Source organism: Pseudomonas triticicola, assembly GCF_019145375.1.
Classification (GTDB): Bacteria; Pseudomonadota; Gammaproteobacteria; order Pseudomonadales; family Pseudomonadaceae; genus Aquipseudomonas; species Aquipseudomonas triticicola.
In genome coordinates this window covers 535,692-551,334 of sequence record NZ_JAHSTX010000002.1, presented here as the reverse complement: position 1 = coordinate 551,334, position 15,643 = coordinate 535,692, and the positions used below count along the sequence as shown (strand labels likewise).

Annotated in this window: 13 protein-coding genes, 2 tRNA genes and 1 pseudogene; 12 read left to right on the top strand and 4 right to left on the bottom strand. The window is 59.9% G+C overall.

Going from position 1 to position 15,643, the window contains the following annotated elements; all coding sequences use genetic code 11:
- The first annotated feature begins 10 nt into the window (after positions 1-10).
- From KVG85_RS24350 to ychF, 8 genes are all read left to right on the top strand, one after another.
- Positions 11-1,735, top strand: a complete 1,725-nt coding sequence (locus KVG85_RS24350; protein WP_041480005.1) for a tetratricopeptide repeat protein — start codon at positions 11-13, stop codon at positions 1,733-1,735.
- A 3-nt stretch (positions 1,736-1,738) separates the two neighbouring features.
- A complete protein-coding gene (gene lolB / locus KVG85_RS24345) occupies positions 1,739-2,356 on the top strand; it encodes a lipoprotein insertase outer membrane protein LolB (RefSeq protein WP_016773207.1) in 618 nt (205 codons plus the stop codon).
- 3 nt (positions 2,357-2,359) lie between these two features.
- Positions 2,360-3,211: a 4-(cytidine 5'-diphospho)-2-C-methyl-D-erythritol kinase gene (ispE, locus tag KVG85_RS24340; RefSeq protein WP_217865238.1), complete on the top strand. Its 852-nt coding sequence runs from the start codon at positions 2,360-2,362 to the stop codon at positions 3,209-3,211.
- 37 nt (positions 3,212-3,248) lie between these two features.
- Positions 3,249-3,323, top strand: a tRNA-Gln gene (locus KVG85_RS24335).
- A 45-nt stretch (positions 3,324-3,368) separates the two neighbouring features.
- Complete coding sequence (locus KVG85_RS24330) at positions 3,369-4,310, top strand: ribose-phosphate pyrophosphokinase (RefSeq protein WP_003171603.1); 942 nt, start codon at positions 3,369-3,371, stop codon at positions 4,308-4,310.
- A gap of 141 nt (positions 4,311-4,451) precedes the next feature.
- On the top strand, positions 4,452-5,054 hold the full coding sequence (locus KVG85_RS24325) for a 50S ribosomal protein L25/general stress protein Ctc (RefSeq protein WP_110602994.1): 603 nt from the start codon (positions 4,452-4,454) through the stop codon (positions 5,052-5,054).
- 171 nt (positions 5,055-5,225) lie between these two features.
- Positions 5,226-5,810, top strand: a complete 585-nt coding sequence (pth, locus tag KVG85_RS24320) for an aminoacyl-tRNA hydrolase (RefSeq protein WP_016773203.1) — start codon at positions 5,226-5,228, stop codon at positions 5,808-5,810.
- 22 nt (positions 5,811-5,832) lie between these two features.
- Positions 5,833-6,933 carry a redox-regulated ATPase YchF gene (ychF, locus tag KVG85_RS24315; protein WP_039761260.1) on the top strand — a complete coding sequence of 367 codons (1,101 nt, stop codon included), beginning with the start codon at positions 5,833-5,835 and terminating at the stop codon, positions 6,931-6,933.
- Positions 6,934-7,115: 182 nt separating this feature from the next.
- On the opposite strand, the gene KVG85_RS24310 is transcribed toward ychF, so the two are convergent.
- Positions 7,116-8,333, bottom strand: coding sequence for an MFS transporter (locus tag KVG85_RS24310; protein ID WP_217865237.1), 1,218 nt, complete (start codon positions 8,331-8,333; stop codon positions 7,116-7,118).
- Positions 8,334-8,664: 331 nt separating this feature from the next.
- On the opposite strand from KVG85_RS24310, the gene KVG85_RS24305 reads away from it, so the two are divergent.
- The gene (locus KVG85_RS24305) at positions 8,665-10,722 is read left to right on the top strand and encodes a methyl-accepting chemotaxis protein (protein ID WP_217865236.1); all 2,058 of its coding nucleotides are present in this window, start codon (positions 8,665-8,667) and stop codon (positions 10,720-10,722) included.
- A gap of 115 nt (positions 10,723-10,837) precedes the next feature.
- Positions 10,838-10,914, top strand: a tRNA-Met gene (locus tag KVG85_RS24300).
- A 174-nt stretch (positions 10,915-11,088) separates the two neighbouring features.
- Here KVG85_RS24300 and KVG85_RS24295 read toward each other — a convergent pair.
- Positions 11,089-11,439: a helix-turn-helix domain-containing transcriptional regulator gene (locus tag KVG85_RS24295; protein ID WP_217865235.1), complete on the bottom strand. Its 351-nt coding sequence runs from the start codon at positions 11,437-11,439 to the stop codon at positions 11,089-11,091.
- A 398-nt stretch (positions 11,440-11,837) separates the two neighbouring features.
- Here KVG85_RS24295 and KVG85_RS24290 point away from each other — a divergent pair, with 398 nt between their 5' ends.
- Positions 11,838-12,293, top strand: a complete 456-nt coding sequence (locus tag KVG85_RS24290; protein ID WP_217865234.1) for a hypothetical protein — start codon at positions 11,838-11,840, stop codon at positions 12,291-12,293.
- Positions 12,294-12,476: 183 nt separating this feature from the next.
- The gene (gene ggt, locus KVG85_RS24285; protein WP_217865233.1) at positions 12,477-14,309 is read left to right on the top strand and encodes a gamma-glutamyltransferase; all 1,833 of its coding nucleotides are present in this window, start codon (positions 12,477-12,479) and stop codon (positions 14,307-14,309) included.
- Between the two features lie 53 nt (positions 14,310-14,362).
- On the opposite strand, the gene KVG85_RS24280 is transcribed toward ggt, so the two are convergent.
- Both KVG85_RS24280 and KVG85_RS26385 read right to left on the bottom strand, forming a co-directional pair.
- Entirely contained in the window at positions 14,363-14,962 is a 600-nt protein-coding gene (locus KVG85_RS24280) for a flavin reductase family protein (protein ID WP_217865232.1), read from the bottom strand.
- Between the two features lie 172 nt (positions 14,963-15,134).
- Positions 15,135-15,572 (bottom strand): annotated as a pseudogene (locus KVG85_RS26385) (methyl-accepting chemotaxis protein); the annotation flags it as partial.
- Between the last annotated feature and the right edge of the window lie 71 nt (positions 15,573-15,643).

Below are 15,643 nucleotides of genomic sequence, written 5' to 3'. Positions count from 1 at the left end.
CTCTTCCTATATGAATAGATCTTCCGCGTTGCTCCTCGCTTTTGTCTTCCTCAGCGGCTGCCAGGCCATGGCGCCCGTTGCGCCGGACGGCACCCCACCGGTCGAAGACACCACGCCCGCGCCTGAAAAGCCCAAGGTTTACGGCTCGTTCAGCGAGGAAACCGTGTTCAGCCTGCTGAGCGCCGAACTCGCCGGCCAGCGCAATCGTTTCGACATTGCCCTGGATAACTACGTGACCCAGGCCATCAACACCCAGGATCCGGGCGTCTCCGAGCGGGCTTTCCGCATCGCCGAATATCTGGGCGCCGATCAACCGGCCCTCGACACCGCGCTGATCTGGGCGCGCAACGCTCCGGACGATCTCGAAGCGCAACGCGCCGCTGCCGTGCAACTGGCTCGCGCCGGGCGTTACGACGACTCCATGGTCTACATGGAGAAAGTCCTGCAGGGCAAGGGCGACACCCATTTCGACTTCCTCGCACTGTCGGCCGCCGACACCGATCAGGAAACCCGCAACGGTCTGATGAAAAGCTTCGACCGTTTGCTTGAGCGCCACCCGAACAACAATCAGCTGATTTTCGGCAAGGCTCTGCTGTTGCAGCAGGACGGCGACAATCAAGGCGCGCTGACTCTGCTCGAAGACAACCCACCGGAAGACGGCGAAATTGCACCGATCCTGCTGCGTGCGCGCCTGCTGCAATTGCTCAACCGTGGCGACGAAGCGCTGCCGCTGTTGCAGAAAAGCATCAGGAAATACCCGGAAGACAAGCGCCTGCGCCTGACTTACGCGCGCATGCTGGTCGAACAGGACCGCATGGACGACGCCAAGGCCGAATTCTCCACGCTCGTTCAGCAATACCCGGAAGACGACGAACTGCGTTATTCGCTGGCGCTGGTGTGCCTGGAAGCCAAGGCTTGGGATGAGGCCAAAGGTTATCTGGAAGACCTGATCGCTCGCGAAAGCCATGTCGATTCGGCGCATCTGAACCTCGGCCGGATTGCCGAAGAGCGCAACGACCCGCAAGGCGCGCTCATCGAGTACGCACAGGTCGGCCCGGGCAATGACTATCTGCCGGCACAGCTGCGTCAGGCCGATATCCTGATGAGCAACGGCAAGACCGCCGAAGCGCAAAGCAAGCTGGCGGCCGAGCGTGACGAGCAACCGGATTACGCGATCCAGCTGTATCTGATCGAATCGGAAAGCCTGTCGGCCAACAAACAAGACGACAAGGCCTGGAAGGTTCTGCAACAAGCGCTGCAGAAATACCCGGACGATCTCAATCTGCTTTACACCCGCGCCATGCTCGCGGAGAAACGCAATGATCTGGCGCAAATGGAGAAAGACCTGCGCCTGATCATCAAGCGCGACCCGGACAATGCCATGGCGCTGAATGCACTGGGCTACACCTTGTCCGATCGCACCACCCGCTACGCTGAAGCGAAAACGCTGATCGAGCAGGCGCACCAGATCAATCCGGAAGACCCGGCAGTTCTCGACAGCCTCGGCTGGGTGAACTATCGCCTGGGCAATCTGGACGACGCGGAGAAATACCTGCGCCAGGCGCTCGAGCGTTTCCCTGACCACGAAGTCGCTGCGCACCTTGGCGAAGTCCTCTGGGCCAAGGGCAATCAACGCGAAGCCAAACAAGTGTGGGGCAAGTTCCTCAAGGATCAGCCCGACAGCACCATTCTGCGCAGCACCATCAAGCGCCTGACCGGATCCGAGAATCTTTAAACCATGCTTTTGCGCCACGTTATTGTTTTCAGCTTCATCGCCCTGCTCGCCGGCTGCTCGGGGTTCGGCACTCGCGAATCGGTCGAGGGCCACGGCAGCCCGGCCCAGTGGGCGGCGAATAAACAGCAACTGACCGGCCTCGATGGCTGGCAGATCGACGGCAAGATCGGCATCCGCGCGCCGAAAGATTCCGGCAGCGGCACGTTGTTCTGGCTGCAGCGTCAGGACTATTACGACATTCGTCTGTCCGGCCCGCTGGGTCGTGGTGCGGCACGGCTGACCGGGCGCCCGGGCAAGGTGTCGCTGGAAGTCGCCAATCAGGGCCGCTACGAATCGCAATCTCCTGAAGCCCTGCTCGAAGAACAGCTGGGCTGGAAACTGCCGGTGTCGAATCTGGCCTGGTGGGTACGCGGCCTGCCGGCCCCGGAAAGCAAAAGTCGCTTGAACCTGGACGCCGACAGCCGTCTGGCCAGCCTCGAGCAGGACGGCTGGAAAGTCGAATACACCGCCTACACCGAACAGAATGGTTACTGGCTGCCCGAGCGCATCAAGCTGCACGGCACCGACCTCGACGTGACGCTGGTGATCAAAACCTGGCAACCGCGCAAGTTGGGGCAATAACGCATGACCGCTGCACGCCTGACCCTGCCCTCGCCGGCCAAACTCAACTTGATGCTGCACATTCTCGGTCGCCGTGAAGACGGTTATCACGAATTGCAGACGCTGTTTCAATTCCTCGATTACGGCGATGAACTCACTTTCGCCTTGCGCGATGACGGCGTGATTCAACTGCACACCGAGTTCGCCGGCGTGCCCCACGACAGCAACCTGATCGTGCGCGCGGCGAAGATGTTGCAGCAACAGTCCGGCTGCGCGCTCGGCATCGACATCTGGATCGACAAAGTCCTGCCCATGGGCGGCGGCATCGGTGGCGGCAGTTCGAATGCGGCGACGACTTTGCTCGGTCTCAACCATTTGTGGCAACTGGGCTGGGATGAAGATCGTCTCGCCGCACTGGGCTTGTCACTGGGCGCCGACGTACCGGTGTTCGTCCGTGGCCATGCAGCATTTGCCGAGGGCGTCGGCGAGATACTGACCCCGGTCGACCCCGAAGAACCGTGGTATCTGGTGCTCGTGCCGCAAGTCGCTGTTAGTACGGCAGAAATTTTTTCCGATCCTTTGTTGACACGTAACACACCGCCCATTAAAGTGCGCCCCGTTCCCGAGGGAAACAGTCGAAATGACTGCTTGCCGGTGGTAGCAAGGCGTTATCCAGAGGTACGTAACGCATTGGATTTGTTAGGTAAATTTACCGAAGCAAAGCTCACCGGAACTGGAAGTTGTGTGTTTGGGGGCTTCCCAAGCAAAGCTGAAGCTGATAAAGTCTCGGCCCTTCTGACAGAGACCCTTACAGGGTTTGTAGCGAAAGGAAGCAACGTTTCGATGTTGCATCGCAAGCTGCAAAGTCTGCTCTAAAGGAATCAAGTGCCCGGCACTTGAAAGCAACAGATACAGGGGCGTCGCCAAGCGGTAAGGCAGCAGGTTTTGATCCTGCCATGCGTTGGTTCGAATCCAGCCGCCCCTGCCATTTTCTCTACTCATCCAGGTTACCCTCAGCCTCTAGGTACTGCGCGTGTCCAAGATGATGGTCTTTACGGGGAATGCCAACCCCGATCTGGCTCGGCGTGTCGTACGTCAGCTGCATATCCCTCTCGGTGACATCTCTGTCGGCAAGTTTTCCGACGGCGAAATCACAGCCGAGATCAATGAAAACGTTCGCGGTAAAGACGTCTTCATTATTCAGCCGACCTGCGCTCCGACCAACGATAACCTGATGGAACTGGTAGTGATGGCTGACGCCTTCCGCCGCTCCTCGGCTACTCGTATCACTGCTGTTATTCCTTATTTTGGTTATGCCCGCCAGGATCGCCGTCCGCGTTCCGCACGTGTGGCTATCAGCGCGAAAGTCGTTGCTGACATGCTTACCGTAGTCGGCATCGACCGTGTTCTCACGGTTGATCTGCATGCTGACCAGATTCAGGGCTTCTTCGATATTCCGGTAGATAACATCTACGGCTCCCCGGTTCTGGTGGATGACATCGAAGATCAGCGCTTCGAAAACCTGATGATCGTGTCTCCGGACATTGGTGGCGTCGTGCGTGCACGGGCTGTTGCCAAGTCGCTGGGCGTCGATCTCGGGATCATCGACAAACGCCGTGAGAAAGCCAATCACTCTGAAGTGATGCATATCATCGGTGATGTCGAAGGGCGTACCTGTATTCTCGTCGATGACATGGTCGATACCGCCGGCACCCTGTGCCACGCGGCCAAGGCCCTGAAAGAGCATGGCGCAGCCAAGGTCTTTGCCTACTGCACACACCCTGTGCTGTCGGGCCGGGCCATTGAGAATATCGAAAATTCCGTGCTGGACGAGCTGGTGGTGACGAACACCATTCCGCTGTCCGCTGCAGCACAAGCCTGTGCACGTATCCGTCAACTGGATATCGCACCGGTTGTTGCCGAAGCGGTTCGCCGCATCAGCAATGAAGAATCGATCAGCGCGATGTTCCGTTAAGGGCCCTGCCCTTCGCGAAATGTCTCGTTGACGAAAAGCGCCCCGCCCCGGCATTCCTGTCGGGGCGGGGCTTTTTTGCCCATACCGTGTTCGGCGCTGGTCGCAAACGCCACTCGGTCATGGCTATTTTGGAGATACAAAATGAACGATTTTACTCTGAATGCTGAAGTGCGTTCCGACCTGGGGAAAGGTGCGAGCCGCCGCCTGCGTCGTCTCGCAAGCCTGGTTCCAGCTGTAGTTTACGGTGGCGACAAAGCCCCTGAATCCATCAGCATGCTGGCCAAAGAAGTTGCCAAACTGCTCGAAAACGAAGCGGCTTACAGCCACATTATCGAGCTGAACGTTGGTGGCACCAAGCAGAACGTAATCATCAAGGCTCTGCAGCGTCACCCGGCCAAAGGCCACGTGATGCACGCTGACTTCGTACGCGTTGTAGCTGGCCAGAAACTGACCGCTATCGTGCCTGTACACTTTGTTGGCGAAGAAGCTCCAGTGAAGAAAGGCGGCGAAGTTTCGCACGTTGTTGCTGAAATCGAAGTGACCTGCCTGCCAAAAGATCTGCCTGAGTTCATCGAAGTCGACCTGTCGAAAGCAGAAATCGGCACCATCATCCACCTGTCGGACCTCAAAGCTCCTAAAGGTGTTGAGTTCGTTGCTCTGGCACACGGCGATGACAAGGCTGTTGCCAACGTCCACGCTCCACGTGTTGCTGCAGAACCTACCGAAGAAGGCGCAGCAGAGTAATTCACTCTGTCATGCCGGAGTGAGCAAGTAACATCGCGGACTGGAACGTAGCGAGAAAGCGGGCGAGAACGCGGAGTTTACATCCATGGTAAATGAGCATTTTTCGTCCACTTTCGCCGCTTTCCCCGATCGCGGCGATGTTATCCACCACTCCAAGGAAGGGCCCCTATCGTGACTGCCATCAAACTGATCGTTGGCCTGGGAAATCCAGGCGCTGAATACGAACAGACCCGGCATAACGCAGGGGCCCTTTTTGTTGAGCGCATCGCCCACGCACAGAATGTGAATCTTGTGGCCGATCGCAAATATTTCGGCCTGACCGGGCGTTATTCGCATCAGGGTCAGGATGTTCGTCTGCTGATTCCCACCACCTACATGAACCGCAGCGGCCAGGCCGTGGCGGCACTCGCCGGTTTCTTCCGCATCAAGCCTGAAGAAATCCTCGTGGCGCATGACGAACTCGACTTGCCTCCGGGCGTTGCCAAGCTCAAGCAGGGCGGCGGCCATGGCGGTCACAATGGGTTGCGCGACATCATTGCGCAACTGGGCAATCAGAATACGTTCTACCGCCTGCGGCTTGGCATCGGCCACCCGGGCGTTGCCAGTATGGTTTCAAATTTCGTCCTGGGTCGTGCGCCACGCGCCGAACAGGAAAAACTCGATGCCAGCATCGACTTTGCCCTCGGCGTGCTGCCGGATATCCTCGCCGGGGAATGGAACCGCGCGATGAAAAACCTGCACAGCCAGAAGGCCTGACTTTTACCCGAGGGGAAACACCATGGGATTCAATTGCGGCATCGTCGGCCTGCCTAACGTCGGCAAGTCCACCCTGTTCAACGCCCTGACCAAATCCGGTATCGCGGCCGAGAACTTCCCCTTCTGCACCATCGAGCCGAACAGCGGCATCGTGCCGATGCCGGATCCGCGTCTGGAAGCTCTGGCGGCCATCGTCAATCCCAAGCGCATCCTGCCGACCACCATGGAATTCGTCGACATCGCCGGCCTCGTTGCCGGTGCCTCGAAAGGTGAAGGCCTGGGCAACAAGTTCCTGGCCAACATCCGCGAAACCGACGCTATCGCCCACGTGGTGCGCTGCTTCGAAGACGACAACGTGATCCACGTTTCCAACAGCGTCGACCCGAAACGCGACATCGAAATCATCGACCTGGAACTGATCTTCGCCGACCTCGACAGCTGCGAGAAGCAACTGCAGAAAGTCGCGCGCAACGCCAAGGGCGGTGACAAGGACGCCGTGGTTCAGAAGGCTCTGCTCGAGCAACTGATCGCGCACTTCACCGAAGCCAAGCCGGCGCGCAGCCTGATGAAGAACATGAGCGCTGACGAAAAGGCAGTGATCAAGGGCTTCCACCTGCTGACCACCAAGCCGGTCATGTACATCGCCAACGTGGCTGAAGACGGCTTCGACAACAACCCGCACCTGGACGTGGTCAAGGCCATCGCCGAAGAAGAAGGCGCCATGGTCGTTCCGGTGTGCAACAAGATCGAAGCGGAAATCGCCGAGCTCGACGACGGCGAAGAGAAGGACATGTTCCTCGAGGCCCTGGGCCTGGAAGAGCCTGGCCTGAATCGCGTGATCCGCGCCGGCTACGAAATGCTCCACCTGCAGACCTACTTCACCGCCGGTGTCGAAGAAGTCCGCGCCTGGACCGTCAAGGTCGGTGCTACCGCACCACAGGCCGCTGGCGTGATCCACACCGACTTCGAAAAAGGCTTCATCCGTGCCGAAGTCATCGCCTACAACGACTTCATCCAGTACAAGGGCGAAGCCGGCGCCAAAGAAGCCGGCAAGTGGCGCCTGGAAGGCAAGGATTACATCGTCAAGGACGGCGACGTGATGCACTTCCGCTTCAACGTCTAAGCAACAGCCGGGCAACAAAAAGCCGCGTTTGATACGCGGCTTTTTTGTGCCTGAAATTCAGTGACTGCGTACATTTCCCTGTGGGAGCGAGCCTGCTCGCGAATGTGGCGTGTAAGCTAAGCATTCGTCAACTGACCCATCCATTCGCGAGCAGGCTCGCTCCCACAGTTCGATTCGTCTGTTCAGGCCTTTCTGGTACGCGGTAAAAAGATCGCCAACACACCAAACAACGGCAGAAACGAGCACAGGAAATACACGTACTCAATCCCGTGCACATCCGCCAGATGCCCGAGCAGCGCTGCGCCAATCCCGCCGAAACCAAACATCAGACCGAAAAAAATCCCGGCAATCATCCCGACATTGCCTGGCACCAGTTCCTGCGCGTACACCACGATCGCCGAGAATGCCGACGCCAGAATGAAGCCGATCACCACGCTGAGAATGCTGGTCCAGAACAGATCGACATGCGGCAGGATCAAGGTGAATGGCGCCACCCCCAGGATGGAAAACCAGATCACTGCCTTGCGCCCGATCTTGTCGCCAATCGGTCCACCGAAGAACGTCCCCGCCGCCACTGCGCCCAGGAAAAGGAACAAGTGCAGCTGCGAGCTGGCAACCGACAGGTCGAACTTCTCGATCAGAAAGAAGGTGAAGTAGCTGGTGAAACTGGCCATGTAGAAATACTTGGAGAACACCAGCAGCCCCAGGACCACCAAGGCACTGGTCACCCTGCCCTTCGATAAGCCGTGCGTCGCGGCTTGGCCGGCCTTGAGCTTGAACAAGTTGAGGTGATTGGCGTACCAACGGCTGATGCGGTACAGCACGAACAGCGCAAACACTGCGAACAGACCGAACCACGCCACATTGCCCTGGCCGAAGGGAATGATGATCGCCGCCGCCAGCAACGGGCCGAAGGCGGAGCCGGCATTGCCGCCGACCTGAAAGGTCGATTGCGCCAGACCAAACCGGCCGCCCGAGGCCAGTCGCGCAACACGCGAGGCTTCCGGGTGAAAGGTCGACGAGCCGATACCAATCAGCGCCGCCGCCAGCAGAATCAATGGGAAGCTGCCGACCACTGACATCATCAGAATGCCGATCAACGTACACACCGTGCCCGCCGGCAACAGCCACGGTTTGGGATGGCGATCAGTGTGATAACCGACCCACGGCTGCAACAGCGACGCGGTCAACTGGAAGGTCAAGGTGATCAGGCCGACCTGGGTGAAAGTCAGGCCATAGTTGGCCTTGAGCATCGGGTAGATCGACGGCAGCACCGACTGGATCAGGTCATTGATCAGATGCGCCAGCGCCACCGCGCCGATGATGCGCATCACCAAGGGGCTGCTTTGCGGAGCAGCGGTCGCCGAGGCAGCGGCGGTCTGAACGTTGCTGATAGCCATGGAAAATTCCGGACAGCAGATGGGTGCCCGCAGGCAGGTGCGTCAATGTGCCATTTTTCGGTGCGCTCGCGCTATCCCCTTAGGCAGCTAACTAACTGACTGGTCGTCGACTGTAAGGTGATAGCGCAACGCCATGGTCTGAATCTTGCCTTGCTACAGCCCTTGAACACGATCGCCTTACAAAGGCGCTCGACAATGGGAAGTTTCGCTACAGAGCCGGCCTACAGAGCGGGCATGGTGAACTTTCGAGGCCTTTTAGAGGGCACGGGTCGTGAGCCAACAGCTTGCGATGCACGCCAATGGTGCGTGGTGTCCAGAGGAGTCATGAGGCATGCAGGCTTTCCTTTCACCGGGGATCAAATTGCTGGGGCGGTTTGGCTTCGCAGGTAAATTCCAATTATTGTTTCTGCTGTTCATTCTGCCGCTGGCCGGCAGCCTGTTGATGATCGGCCATGACTATCGCGAGAAGCTCAATCTGATTTCCGGCGAACGTGCCGGGGTACGTCAATTGCTCGCGCTGGATGCGCTGGACAACCTGCTCGCCGCGCAACGCGACCGCGCCGCCCGCTGGCGCGCCACCGAGACCAATCGTCAGCCGACACCGGCCACCCTCGCCGCCATGGCTGCCTTCGATGGCGTGCAACCGGCGGTGTTGCAAGCCACCACCGAGCTGGGCAATGCCCTGAACCAGCAAGGCGCCGACGGCGCAATCCTCGAGCGCTTTCAGGCGCTGCAAACCGCACTCAATGGCCTTGATTCGAAAAGCCTTAGCAGCGTCGGTTGGTGGCCGGACGGTTACGACCGTTTCACCAATGCCTTGGCCGCGCTGCAAGCGTTGCGCGAGCAGATCGTCATGGACAATCGCCTGACCCTCGCGCCCTGGCTGGAAACCTACCTGCTGACGCAAATATCCACACAACATGCGCCGGACCTGATCGAGCGAGTCGGCCGTCTGGCGGCGGTCGGTCAGGCCTCAGTCGTTTCCGGCCAGTTCACCCTGCAAAGTCGCTTGCAGTTGCGCGACCTGCGCAGTCGCATCGGGGACGCCCGCGAGCAACTGGTGAAAACCGCCGGTCTGCTGGAGGCGCGTCTGCCAGCCGAACTGCAAGCCTGGGCCGGTCAGTATCACGACAGCCTGAAACACCTCGACAGCGGCCTGAAAGTCCTCGACGACGGTGTGTTTGGCGGCAGCATCAACCTCAAGCCAGAGGACTTCGAACGCAGCCTCGACGCGCTGCTCACCGACCTCGCTTCCCTGCGCCAGCAATCCCTGGTCGCGCTGGATCAGCGGCTCGATGCGTATTACAGCTCGGCGATCCGCCAGTTCATTCTTGTCGCCGCAATCTTCGGTTGCCTGCTGCTGGCCGCGTTGTACCTGTTCGTCTGCCTGCAAGCCTCGATCCGCCGCAGTGCCAGCGGCATCACCCTACTCGCCGAAGCTTTGCGCGACGGTAACCTGAGCCTGCAAGTGCCAGTGGTGGGGCGCGATGAGCTGGCAGCGATCAGCACCGCGCTCAACGTCGCCGTGGTGCAACTGCGCAGCAGCATGCTCGGCGTCGACCACGAGACCTCGCAGTTGAGCAACGCGGTGCGCAGCCTCAACCAACACTCCAGCGGCGCCCTGAGCGAAGTCGAGGCGCAGCAGTTGCAGATCAGCCAGATCGCCGCTGCCGCCACGCAATTGGCCGCGACCTCGCAAGGCGTCGCGCAGAGTTGCGAACAGGCCTCGGGCAGCGCCCAGCAGACCCGGCGCATCGCCGCCGACAGCAGCCGCGACAGCCAACGCACCACGGCCAGCATTCAGCAGCTCAATCAGCGCCTGAACGACACCGCCGCCGCGCTTGGCCGGGTCAGCGAGCAAGGCCAGCAGATTCAACTGGTCGTGGACACCATTCGCGGCGTCGCCGAGCAGACCAACCTGCTCGCACTCAACGCCGCCATCGAAGCCGCCCGCGCCGGCGAACAGGGTCGCGGCTTTGCCGTGGTCGCCGACGAGGTGCGCGGCCTCTCGCAACGCACGCAATCGTCCACCGCGCAGATCGCCGGCACTGTCGACAGCCTGCGTGCCACGGTCAACGAAGCGGTAAGCCTGATGGAAGCCGCCTGTGGTCAGGCGCAATCGGATGCCGAGGCGGTCACCGGACTCGGCGAACGCCTGGGCGAAATCGCCAGTGCGGTGCAGAGCGTCACTGACACCCTGGCGCAAATCGCCACGGCGGTTGAAGAACAGGCCAGCACCGCCGACGAAGTCAGCGGCAATATCCAGCAGGTCGATCAGGCAGCGGTGCGTTTGCTCGAAGGCGCACGCGCCGTGAACCTCGCGGCAGACACCTTGAGCCAAGGCAGCGAAGCCCTGAGCGCCAATACCGCCAGATTCCAGCTACGCTGACGCCCTCCCCGGCCCCGATTTTCGGGGCTGGAGGATAAGCGGTTGAAAACAGGAAGAAATATTTTCGATTTACGCTTGACGCTTTGCCATTTCAGGGGAATAATGCGCGCCACTTGGCTACATAGCTCAGTTGGTTAGAGCATAGCATTCATAATGCTGGGGTCCGGGGTTCAAGTCCCTGTGTAGCCACCAAGTACTAAAAACGGCTTACCGAAAGGTAGGCCGTTTTTTTATGCCTTGAGAAAAGTTGCGCTCTGCTTCACTCGCAACCTACCGCTTAATGTCAGCGGATCAATTCCACGTGCCCCATCAGAGAAATGCCGCAGGGAAAAAATCAGAAAGCCCGCCATCAAGCCGGGCTTCTTATTACCACGGTGGATCACGCTGCTGTGTGTTCCTGATCATCCTGACTGTGAGCGACCACTTCGACAAACCGAGCCCCACAGCAGACAGCACCTTCAGTAGCGTAGAAAGGCCTGGGTTTCCATCTGCTGAAAATTGGCGGTAAAGATTGCCTCTATTGAGTCCGGTTGCGTTGGAGACAGCGGCAAAACCGCCTCTCGCTTCCACCACACGTCGCACCGCGGTGAGAAACACAGACTCACCGCCCTCTTCATCAATTTCTTCCAATGCTGCAACGAGATATTCGAGAGCGAAATTCTCGTCCGTGCGCAGCATTTCGAGAACACTGTCCTCGTGATTGCTTACGCTTTTCATTGAGCTACCTCTTCAGCGCCTTCCAGATTTCTTTTGAGTGATCGATGTCGTGTTGCTGCCTTTGTTTTGTTCCACCGCCCAGCAAAAGTGAAGCCCCTCCTGGCAACCGTACAGAAACCATCCTCAGGCAACGCCGCGTAGGCTGTCGACCTGAATAATCTGTAAGAGAAATCCGGCGTAGTCAGCGATTCAAAGGAAAAGACTACAGGCGCGACCGACAATGGTTTTGCCTGAATCAGGCGCAAAACCGCTGGACTGAGATAGCCCTGTAGGAAGCAGGCTTTGCTCACGTAAGAACTGTATTTTTCATAACTTCAAGCACTCGCCCCTCTCTCCCCGAATTGCCCTTCGACCGACAAGCTCCCCTGGCTCGATTCAGCGCCATGCAGGGAGTTGGCATGCCTCAATACAAATACCTTCTCGATGATGACTGGTTTTTAAATCCGTATAGCGGTGGCAGGGCCTGGTTTACTTTGCTTCCACCGAAAGCGCCGGAGCCGGTGTACATCGAGAAGGATGAGTGGCCTGCGCCCAAGCCACGCGAAGACAGGGTATTTGCCAAGTCCTGCACGCCGGACAACTGGTGTCGCACGGACGCTGGCACTGCCGAGGAGCCAGCCAGCAACTTCGGCAAGATCATGGTCGCCGGCGCCATGCTCATGCCCTCCGCCAGTACCGCTGTCGCGACGGCAATTGGCGCCGACCTGGCTTTGGGGCGGCTGGCCGGCGGCGGGATTTTGCAACAGCGCCTGAACTGGGCCATCCGTGGCGCCGGCGGGCCGGCCAGCGTGTTTGTGCTGGGAATGCTGCCGAGCAAAATGGCCGACGGCACGCTTCACACGACTAAGAACTAAGAAAATAGCACCGCCTGAGCTACCGCTTTCGCGAGCAGGCTCGCTCCCACAAGGGCATCGTTTTCGGCCAATCGATTGGCGCGGCCGCTGAGCGGGAGGGCTGTAATCCCCACGCGGTTTGCACCCCGCCGGCCCGCTCGATAAAGTCCCCCAAGACTTTCACCCCACGGACGGAGATCCCGCGTGTTTCCAGCCCAGCCTTTGAAGCGCTTTCGCCTGCCAGCCCTGACACTGCTTGTCAGCGCTCTGACCCTCACCGCATGCAACACCCCGCCCTCTTCTTCGTTGCCGCTGGCACCGGAAGCTGCATCCGGTTACCGCACTGATCTGCAAACCCGACACGCCAATAAACACATGGCTGCCGCTGCCAATCCGCTCGCGGCCGAAGCCGGGCGGGAGATGTTGCGTCAGGGTGGTTCGGCGATTGATGCGGCGATTGCGATGCAGGCGGTGTTGACGCTGGTTGAGCCGCAGTCTTCCGGGATCGGTGGCGGGGCGATGATTGTGTTGTGGGATGGCAAGCAGGTGCGCACCTATGACGGCCGCGAAACGGCGCCGGCCGGGGCCACCGAGAAGCTGTTCCTGAAGGCTGACGGTAAACCGATGGCTTTCACGCAAGCGCAGATCGGCGGGCGCTCGGTCGGTACGCCCGGGGTATTGCGCGCGCTGGAGCTGGCGCATCGGCAGCACGGTCGCTTGCCATGGGCGAAGCTGTTTGAGCCAGCGATCAAACTGGCCGAGCAAGGCTTTGCGATTTCCCCGCGTCTGCATTCGCTGCTGACTGCCGATCCACTGATACGCCAGTCGCCAGACATGGCTGCGTACTTTCTGAACGATGATGGTAGCGTCAAAGCTGTCGGCACGCGCCTGCATAACCCGAAGTTGGCCGCCGTGTTCAAACGCATCGCCAGCGAAGGTGCCGATGCGCTGTACAAAGGTCCGATCGCCGAAGAAATCGTCGCCAAGGTTCAACAGCACGCCAACCCCGGCAGCCTGTCGCTGAACGATTTGCAGCGTTATCAGGCCAAGGAACGCGCGCCGCTGTGTACCGACTACAAGCGTTGGCAGGTCTGCGGCATGCCGCCACCGTCGTCGGGCGGGATCGCCGTGGCGCAGATTCTCGGCACGTTGCAGGCGCTGGAGACTCGCGATCCACGCCTGTCGCTGCCCCCGCTCAAACCAATGAAAACCGATAAGCCGGCCGGCATCGAACCGGTGCCGCAAGCAGTGCACCTGATCGCCGAGGCCGAACGCCTGGCCTATGCCGATCGTGCGCAATACGTGGCCGACACCGACTTCGTCCCGGTGCCGGTCAAAGGGTTGCTCGATCCTGCCTATCTGGCCAGCCGCGCCAGCCTGATCGGCGAGCGCAGCATGGGCAGCGCCAAACCGGGCACACCGCCGGGCGTACAGGTTGCCTACGCACCGGACCGCTCGCCGTTGCGCATCTCGACCTCGCAAGTGGTCGCGGTGGATGATCTCGGCGGCGCCGTTTCGATGACCACCACCATCGAAGCCGCGTTCGGCTCGCACCTGATGGTTCAGGGTTTTCTGCTGAACAACCAGATGACCGACTTCTCGTTCATCCCCGAAGAGAACGGGCAGAAAGTCGCCAACCGCGTCGAACCGGGCAAACGCCCACGTTCGTCGATGGCGCCGACGCTGATCTTTGATCGCAACACTGGTGAATTCGTCGCCACAGTCGGCTCCCCCGGCGGCTCGCAAATCATCGAATACGTGGCGAAAACCACCATCGGCCTGCTCGACTGGAACCTCGATGCACAAAGTGCAATTAACCTGCCCAACTTCGGCAGCCGCAACGGTCCCACCGAACTGGAACAGGGACAGTTCAGCCCGGTGCTGATTCAGGCGTTGAAAGACAAAGGGCACACGGTCAGTGAAATCGACATGACCAGCGGCACCCAAGCGATCGTGCGGGTGAAGGATGCGCAGGGCAAAGCGACCTTGACGGGGGGGGCCGATCCTCGGCGTGAGGGAGAAGCGTTGGGGGACTGAAACACTGCATTGAAAAAGGCCTGCCGAGCAGCAGGCCTTCTCCCGGGAGTAAATCAGACCGCCAACGTCTTGCCATCCACCCCATCCCCAATCGTCAGGAAATGCCCGCCCGCAACGTGATGCAGCGTGCGCAATCCATCCTGCCCCTCGAAATGCCAGCGCCCATCGCTGAACACACGCTCGTCGGCCTGGGCGGCGATGACTTCGGCGAGGAACAGGTCGTATTGCTCGTGATTGCGCGGCTCCGGCAGCAGGCGGCATTCGAGCCAAGCGACACAGCCCTCGAGCAGCGGCGCTTCAATCTGTTCGCCAGCGAAGGTGTGTAGGCCGTACGCCTGAAACTTGTCCTGACCTTGGTTGCGGGTGATTTCCAGGCCGGAGGTGTTGCCGACGGTTTGCACGATATCGGCCTGATTGACGCAAGGCACGTTCAGCACAAAGGTGCCGGAGGCTTCGAGCAACTGCCGGGTCCAGGTGGATTTGTCGAGGACGACGGCGACTTTCGGCGGTTCGAAATCCAGCGGCATGGCCCAGGCGGCGGCCATGATATTGCGCTGGCCGTCGTGAGCGGCGCTGACCAGCACGGTCGGCCCGTGGTTGAGCAGGCGATAGGCTTTGTTCAGAGGCACCGGACGGCGGTGGGAGACGCTCATGGGATCTGCTCCGGGGAAAAGGAGCCGATTGTAGCGCCAGACCACAGAAAGAAGGCGGGTGAAAAACCTGTGGGAGCGAGCTTGCTCGCGAAGGCGAAAGGTCAGTCAGATCAATGTTGAATGACACACCGCCTTCGCGAGCAGGCTCGCTCCCACAGTTGATCAGTGTCGATCAGCGAGAGAGCTGATTGGCAAACTGCCCCACCGCATCCACCACTTTCTGCGCACCGTCCTGAATCTCGACGATCACCGTGCCTGCCTCCGCCGCCAACGCCAGGCCCTGTTCAGCCTGGAGCTTGCCGTCGGTCATCAGCGCCACGGCATTGCGCGCCATTTCCTGGTTCTGCCGTACCACGCCGACGATTTCGTCCGTCGCCTGGCTGGTGCGCGAGGCCAGTTGCCGAACCTCGTCGGCCACCACCGCAAAACCACGCCCCTGCTCACCGGCGCGCGCCGCCTCAATGGCAGCGTTGAGCGCCAGCAGGTTGGTCTGTTCGGCAATGCCGCTGATGGTTTTGACGATCGTGCCTATCACCAGCGACTGCTCGTTGAGCGCCTCGATACCTTCGCCGGCGGCTTGCATGTGCCGCGACAAATCACGCATCACGTTCACCGCTTCGGTGACAACCGTGGTGCCCCGTTGCGCGGTGCTGTCGGTTTGTTGCGAGGTGCTGTAAGCGA

Bases quoted from the DNA above. Each gene is read 5' to 3' on its own strand.
- KVG85_RS24350 (WP_041480005.1), top strand. From the start codon at position 11: ATGAATAGATCTTCCGCGTTGCTCCTCGCTTTTGTCTTCCTCAGCGGC.
- lolB (WP_016773207.1), top strand. From the start codon at position 1,739: ATGCTTTTGCGCCACGTTATTGTTTTCAGCTTCATCGCCCTGCTCGCC.
- ispE (WP_217865238.1), top strand. From the start codon at position 2,360: ATGACCGCTGCACGCCTGACCCTGCCCTCGCCGGCCAAACTCAACTTG.
- KVG85_RS24325 (WP_110602994.1), top strand. From the start codon at position 4,452: ATGAACGATTTTACTCTGAATGCTGAAGTGCGTTCCGACCTGGGGAAA.
- ychF (WP_039761260.1), top strand. From the start codon at position 5,833: ATGGGATTCAATTGCGGCATCGTCGGCCTGCCTAACGTCGGCAAGTCC.
- KVG85_RS24310 (WP_217865237.1), bottom strand. From the start codon at position 8,333: ATGGCTATCAGCAACGTTCAGACCGCCGCTGCCTCGGCGACCGCTGCT.
- KVG85_RS24305 (WP_217865236.1), top strand. From the start codon at position 8,665: ATGCAGGCTTTCCTTTCACCGGGGATCAAATTGCTGGGGCGGTTTGGC.
- KVG85_RS24295 (WP_217865235.1), bottom strand. From the start codon at position 11,439: ATGAAAAGCGTAAGCAATCACGAGGACAGTGTTCTCGAAATGCTGCGC.
- KVG85_RS24290 (WP_217865234.1), top strand. From the start codon at position 11,838: ATGCCTCAATACAAATACCTTCTCGATGATGACTGGTTTTTAAATCCG.
- KVG85_RS24280 (WP_217865232.1), bottom strand. From the start codon at position 14,962: ATGAGCGTCTCCCACCGCCGTCCGGTGCCTCTGAACAAAGCCTATCGC.